Source organism: Persicitalea sp., from assembly GCF_041751555.1.
Lineage (GTDB): Bacteria > Bacteroidota > Bacteroidia > Cytophagales > Spirosomataceae > Persicitalea.
Window position 1 is genome coordinate 1 of the sequence record NZ_JBGSXF010000575.1, and the last position, 6773, is coordinate 6773.

General features: G+C 51.1%; 6 protein-coding genes and 1 pseudogene. 2 read left to right on the forward strand and 5 right to left on the reverse strand.

Annotated features, from left to right (window positions below; genetic code table 11):
* Positions 1-494: pseudogene (locus ACEW8P_RS20360) on the forward strand (alkene reductase); the annotation flags it as partial.
* Positions 495-566: 72 nt separating this feature from the next.
* On the opposite strand, the gene ACEW8P_RS20365 reads toward ACEW8P_RS20360, so the two are convergent.
* The 4 genes from ACEW8P_RS20365 to ACEW8P_RS20380 all read right to left on the reverse strand — a co-directional run bounded on the left by ACEW8P_RS20365 (position 567) and on the right by ACEW8P_RS20380 (position 4655).
* Entirely contained in the window at positions 567-1910 is a 1344-nt protein-coding gene (locus tag ACEW8P_RS20365) for a Gfo/Idh/MocA family protein (RefSeq protein ID WP_373514912.1), read from the reverse strand.
* 138 nt (positions 1911-2048) lie between these two features.
* Entirely contained in the window at positions 2049-2897 is an 849-nt protein-coding gene (locus ACEW8P_RS20370) for a sugar phosphate isomerase/epimerase family protein (RefSeq protein ID WP_373514913.1), read from the reverse strand.
* A 286-nt stretch (positions 2898-3183) separates the two neighbouring features.
* Complete coding sequence (locus ACEW8P_RS20375; RefSeq protein ID WP_373514914.1) at positions 3184-3855, reverse strand: CBS domain-containing protein; 672 nt, start codon at positions 3853-3855, stop codon at positions 3184-3186.
* A gap of 17 nt (positions 3856-3872) precedes the next feature.
* Positions 3873-4655 carry an alpha/beta fold hydrolase gene (locus ACEW8P_RS20380; protein WP_373514915.1) on the reverse strand — a complete coding sequence of 261 codons (783 nt, stop codon included), beginning with the start codon at positions 4653-4655 and terminating at the stop codon, positions 3873-3875.
* Between the two features lie 258 nt (positions 4656-4913).
* Between ACEW8P_RS20380 and ACEW8P_RS20385 the strand changes: the two genes are divergently transcribed.
* On the forward strand, positions 4914-6167 hold the full coding sequence (locus tag ACEW8P_RS20385; RefSeq protein ID WP_373514916.1) for an NAD(P)/FAD-dependent oxidoreductase: 1254 nt from the start codon (positions 4914-4916) through the stop codon (positions 6165-6167).
* A gap of 386 nt (positions 6168-6553) precedes the next feature.
* On the opposite strand, the gene ACEW8P_RS20390 is transcribed toward ACEW8P_RS20385, so the two are convergent.
* Positions 6554-6773: hypothetical protein (locus tag ACEW8P_RS20390; protein WP_373514917.1), on the reverse strand; the 220-nt coding region annotated here is incomplete at its 5' end.

The following is a 6773-nucleotide window of genomic DNA, read 5'->3' on the forward strand; positions in this document are numbered from 1 at the left end:
CGCGCTTTCTGTTCGATGTAGTGGACGCGGTGAAGCAAGAAATTCCAGAAGGCAAGATTGGCGTGCGGATGAACCCTTCGCTGAACGGAATTTTCGGCATGACGATGGACGAAGAATCCATTCCAACCTTCGATTACATCGTCAACAAGCTGAACGAATACGACTTGGCATACCTGCATTTGTCGGAACCGTTCAACGATGTGTCAGATATTCCTTACGCCGAAACAGAAATTGCTAAGCGTTACCGCCCCATGTATAAGGGTACTTTGATGATCAACGCGGGCTTTGATCAGGAAAAAGGCAATGCCGTTATCAAGCGGGGGGATGCCGACTTGGTTTCTTTCGGGAAGCCGTATATTTCAAATCCTGATTTGGTGGAGCGCTTCGCCCAAGACATTCCACTGGCGGAATGGGACGACAGTACCTTTTACACGCCCGGTAAAAAGGGTTATCTCGACTACCCTGTAAAAGCGCGGGAAACCGAAGTAGTTTAAAAAAAGCCGGAGGGTGGAAAAGATGGCTTGCGCCAGCCCCTTTCCACCCTCCGGCTTTTTTCCTATGAAAAATTACAACTTCGGCTCCCAGCCGGGCTGGTACTCGCGGTCCCAGTACTTCATGGCCTTTTTGTCCATGATCTTGCCATTTTTGGGATCGACGTCCAGAGGCTTGCCGCCCATACGATAAGCTATGTTAGCTAAATGGCAGAGATGTACGCTCATAGCACCCTCGACGATAGTCGAATTTTGCTTGGCGGTGCCGCGCACGGCGTCGAAGAAATTGACGACGTGCAGCGTACTCATGTCGCCACCACCACCCAGGGCCGTGCCGGCTTCGCTGCCTTTCGACTCGCTGCTCTTGATCATCTTGCCGCTGCGGTCATATAGTTTGTAGCCGCCGCGATCCACATAGACATTGCCTTCGGTTCCGAAGATCAAAGTACCTCGGTCGCTCCCGAAGGTGTTGTAGCCGTTGCGGCTTTGGCCCTGCCATTGGATGATTTTGTCGCCCGGAAAGCGGAACGTAGCTTCCATCGTGTCGTACATCTCCCAGCCATCGTTAGGGAAGTACCGCTTACCGGCTTCGATTTCCACGCGCTCGGGATAGTCGCCCTGCAACGCCCAGCGGGCTATGTCCAGTTCGTGCGTACCGTTGTTGCCCGACTCGGCGGTGCCGTAATTCCAGCCGTACCAGTGCCAGTTATAATCCCAGGTTTCACTGGTGTAGTCGCGGTGCGGGGCCGGGCCCTGCCACAGTTCCCAGTCGAGTCCTTCGGGAACGGGGGCTTTCTCCTGCTTGGGTACTTCGCCGCGGGCGCTGGCGTAAAAGGCGATGGCCTTGTAAGGCTTGCCGATGGTACCGTTGTGAATTTCCTTGATAATTTCCCGCGATTCGGGGGCCGAGCGCTGCTGGTTGCCCATCTGAATCACCTTGTTGTACTTTTTCTGGAATTCCACCAGCAATTCTCCCTCGCGGGGGTTGTGGCTGCACGGCTTCTCGACGTACACGTGTGTGCCCGCCTTCACAGCCATCCAGGTACCGGGTGCGTGCCAGTGGTCGGGCGTAGCGTTGATAAGAACATCGATCTTAGGATCTTCAATAACCTTACGAATATCGTTTTCCAGCTTAGGTGAGTAGTCGATATGCTTGGAAAACTTCTTCGCCGCCGACTCGCGCTGACTTTTCATTACATCGCACAAATACACCAACTCCACGTTGCTGCTTTTGAGCCCAATAGGCTGATAGTAAGCACCTAGCCGCCGTCCTAACCCGGCAATACCGACTTGTAGGCGATCATTGGCTCCCATAATCTTGGCATAGCTACGCGCTGACATGCCGCGCGTGGCTCCCGCCAGCGTAATACCCGCCGTGCCGAGCGCTACTTTTTTTATGAAATCTCTTCTTTTTTCCATTTTGGTTTATTTTTAAGTTTTAAAGCCACAAAGTTGAGGTGCCGAACTGCTCAAAGTACTTAACACAAAGGTGGTAAGGTACTGATAGAGTCGATTTTCTCACTGTCAACTGTCAACTGTCAACTGTCAACTGTCAACCTATCCCCTCGTCGCATCCAGCACTCCCCGAAAGTACCCGACCGACTCGGCGATGCCCGCCAGCGGATCAGACATGTCCTTTTCGTATTCCAGGGCGCAGACGCCGCTGTATTTGACCTTACGGAGTGTTTTAACCAGTTTTGGGATGTCAATTACGCCTCGACCGAGTTCGTTGGTTTTACCGTCACCAGTGGCAGACGTGACGTTCTTTAGGTGCATATCGAAAATGCGCTTGTGGTACTTGGCGAAGTCGGCGATGGGATCATTGCCATAGCGCATATCGTGGCCAATGTCGAAACACATGCCCACGCGTGGGTCAAGGTCTTTGATGTGGCCGTTAACGGTCACAGCGTTGGGATAGACCTTGTCGCCCGGCCCGTGGTTGTGGATAGCGTAGCGGATGTTGTATTCCTTCACTTTTTGTTCTACATAAGGCAAATCGGCCACTTCGGGAATGCCCACGATCAAGTCCACGCCCACGCGCTTGGCGTAGTCGAAGGCTTCGTCGATGGCCACCTTAGTTTTCATATAGATCGGCCCCACACCGTAACCCGTCACGCCTATTTCCTTCAATTTTGCGTGAAAAGCCGCGATTTCTTCGGGGCTGCTTTTCATTGGCAGGTGGAAATCTTTAATGCATAACCAGTGGATGTCCACCTTTTTAATCATATCCAAAGCCGGATCGAGCTTGAATTTGGCAAAAGTGTATCCCGCCAGTCCCAATCGGAATGTTTCTTCTTCGTCGTGTAATGGAGTACTAACTGCGTCAGCCTGAGTTAGCCCGGAAGCCAACATTGAAAAAGCCGCCGCTCCCGACGCCCCTCTAATGAATGTTCTACGTGAAGACATATTATTAAGTTGACAGTTGACAGTGGATAGTCATATCTGACTGATCCTAAATAGTTTAAAATTTATCTGACCCAGTACATTCTATGCTTTTCTAAAAACGAAAAAGTATTTCTTATATATAAGGACGAGAATGCAGAACATTACCCTTAGAACGAAACAAAGCTGGTAAAAAAGAGAAAAACTGGCGAAAGAGAAGAATGGTAATGCCAAAAGTGGAACTAAACGGATCGCTGATTATTTCTTACTGTCCACTGTCCACTGTCCACTGTCCACTGTCCACTGTCCACTAAGTCGCCAAGTACCGCAGCAGCATATCGAAGCGTTCCTGATCGATGCTTTCGACGGGATCGTTGGCGTGAGCTTCCTCGATGGCGTAATCGTAGCGCTCGAGCGTAGCAATGACAGGGTTGATATTTGTGCGGTTGAGCTTGAGTGTAAGGCGGGCGTCGCCGGGGTCACCGTAGGTGGGCGAGGAGGTGTAGTAACTGCTGATGATTTTTGTGCCGTTGGACTCGATCAGGCGGCTTATTTCCGAAAGCGAATAATCGCGCTCAGCGACTTTCAGCACTAATACTGCCCCAAGTTCTTGCACACCCAATGTATCGGCAAAGCGTTCCAGAAGATCATTGACCAGGATACTGCCCTTCAATTGCCCATCTTCATCCACAACTGGAATCACCTTTAAGCGGTACTGATTCGCAAGCCGCAGCAGTTCATAAACGTGCTGGTCTTCGTTGGCATACACGTCATGGTGTTGTCGGATGGTATCGGACAAAAGCACGGATTCATCGGGTAGGTCCAGGAGAAGATTCTCTGACACGATGCCCTTGTAAACCCCATCCTCAGCCACGACAAGTTGAGGCGTGTGGTACTCATCCATCCAGGCCAGCGCGGTACCCACCGAATCGGTGAGTTTTAGCGTGGGCAGCATGGGGTTGAGCAACGTGGCGGCGAGCATGGGTGTGGGTCGTGTTTTTAGTGAATAGGTGCGGGTTCTAGTAACGCGTTTTTAGCCAAAAATTGTTCGAGAATCACGTTGAATTTTCCGGGATGCTCCATCATAGGAGCGTGGCAGCATTTGTCTATGAAGTGCAACTCAGAGTTTTTGATCAACCGTTTGAACTCGTGACCGACGTAAGGTGGCGTGATCGTGTCGTTCAGTCCCCAGACCAGCAACGTCGGGACGTCGATGCGATACAATTCCTTAGCCAGATTGTGCCGCTGGGCCGATTTGGCGATGCCCACGATACTCATGCACTTGGCAATGCTCGAGGTCGTCTCAAACACCTCGTCGATCAACTCCTTAGTGGCTACTTTGGGGTCGTAAAATGTATAGGCTACGCGCTCGGCGATATAGGAGTAGCTACCGCGCTTCGGAAACGACCCACCCATTGAATTCTCGAACAACCCAGAACTACCCGTCAAGATGAGTCGCTGCACGTTTTCGGGATGTTTAAGAGTGTAGAGCAAACCAATGTGGCCGCCGAGGGAATTACCCAATAAGTTGAAACTACTCAACTCCTTAAAAACCAGAAACTTTTCCAGAAAATCGAGCAAAGCTTCCAGTCCAGCCTTACGGGGTGGGAGTTCATATATGGGCAATACTGGAATAATTACGCGATAACGACTGGAAAAACCGTCGATAACACCATCCCAATTACTCAAAGCGCCAAATAGGCCGTGCAACAGCAGTAAAGTTTCCCCTTGACCTTCATCGATGTACCGGAATTCGCCTTCCTCATGTACCTGGTATTTCATTTCTATAAATCAGCTTAAAATTTAGTTGAACCGATGGGGTATGGTCTTGTTATAGGGATGCACCGGAAGAAAGCATTCGCTATAATAAGCAAAAGGAGTGGAAGGATGAATAAAAATAGGTGTAATTTTCTAAAATTGCGCTTCGGTGTTGGCTCAAAGCTACGCCTTTTCTAAAAAAACAAGATCCGATTTTACAAAAAAATACATAGGGTGATCTTGTAAACATTATATATAAATCCAGCATTTACTCCAATAAACATGGAAACGTCCTATCCGATCATTATCATAGGTGGCGGTGTCGCGGGTCTGAGTTGTGCCCGATACCTTCAACAGGCTGGGCGGGAATGTCTGATCCTGGAAGCCGCTGAAGCCGTAGGCGGACGCGTCCGTACTGACCTGCACGAAGGCTTTCGACTCGACCGGGGCTTCCAAATTCTGCTCACTTCTTATCCTGAAGCCAAACGACTGCTCGATTACGACTCCCTCGACCTGCAGGCCTTCCGCTCGGGAGCCATTATCAGGCAGGAAAGCCGCACCGATGGTTTTACCGAAATGCCTAACCCTTTGAAAGAGCCACTCGGTGTATTTAAGGCCCTTTCTGCCCCGGTGGGTTCACTAGCTGATAAAATGCGGCTAGTGGAACTGATGCGCGACGTGAACGATGTGACACGGGCAGAGGATTTTTTCAAAGATGCAGACACCTCTACGCTCAATTATTTGCAGGATTACGGGTGGAGTGATGAGATGATAGCCAACTTCTTCCGGCCTTTCTTCGGCGGAGTATTTCTAGAAAACGAGTTGGCCACGTCGAGTAATTTCTTCCGCTTCGTATTCAAGCAGTTTTATAATGGTGATGCGGTCATTCCTGCAAAGGGTATGCAAGCCATTCCTGAGCAAATGGCTACCAAGCTTCCCACCGGAACCGTAAGGCTGAATGCGCCCGTGGCGAGGATTGAAGGGCAAACTGTTGTGCTGGCTAACGGCGAAACTCTTCGCGCCGACAAGCTCGTGATTGCAACCGACGCCGCCACCGCCGACCGTCTATTGGGAAAGGAAGTAGAACGAGAGTACAACGTGACGACTTGCACCTACTTTGCAGCGGAACGCTCGCCTTCGACTAAGAAAATGATAGTGTTGAACCCCCATCAGCTTTCAGCAGTGGATCACATGTGCGTACCCAGCGACGTCGCCTCCGACTACGCGCCCGGCGGACAAAGCCTGATTTCAGTTAGTACGATGGGTCTGGAATTGTCGGATGAGGCCAAACTGGCCGAAGATATCAAGATGGAACTTAGCGAGTGGTTCGGGGAAGATGTGCGGAGCTGGAAGCACTTGCGGAGCTACCATTTGCCGCAGGCGCTGATACGCTTCGAGGCGGGGAGTAGAGGGGAATTGCTGCAATTAACCCCGAATCTTTACCGCTGCGGTGACTACACGGCCTACCCGTCGCTGAACGCCGCTATGCAGACGGGGCGTGAGGTAGCAGAAATGATTACTTTATCAGCTCTCTGACTTCGGCCCAGCGGCGCGAGACGGCGATTTCGCTACCGCCGGTCAGGATGGCTTTGCGGTTTTCATCATTTAATTCCTGTAAAAATCACGTTTGGTGACGCCGCTTTTGTGAAGGCGCAGGAAAGTTTCTGGGAAAATACCTTAGTAAATACCGAGACTGCGGGAGGACAGTAATTGGGTGCCGTTGGTAAGGGAGAAGACCGTCTAATTGCGTTTTCCGTCCAGGCGCAAGATGTCCTGGACGGGAAAGGGCAAGTGGTGCTTGAAGTGGAGATGAGGGAGTGGTAATATGGTGTTCATCTCGGGAGGTGCCAGCGTTGTAAGGCTAGCACGCTGCAAAGTAGAGGCCTATTTCGCGTTTACCCAATACCGTAAATCCGGTATTTTTATGATTTGTGGGACGGTCTGAACCTTTCCCCGTACGCATCCGCCAACCGATTGCACTCCCGCTCAAACGCCTCCTTACCTCCCACAAAATCCACAAAAGACAACGTCCCGCCCGTGTAGGCTGGGAAACCCCAAGCCAGGATCGAACCCAGATCGGCGTCCAACTTGGTACGTATCACGCCTTCCTCGAAGCAGCGAACCGCTTCCAGCGCCTGACGG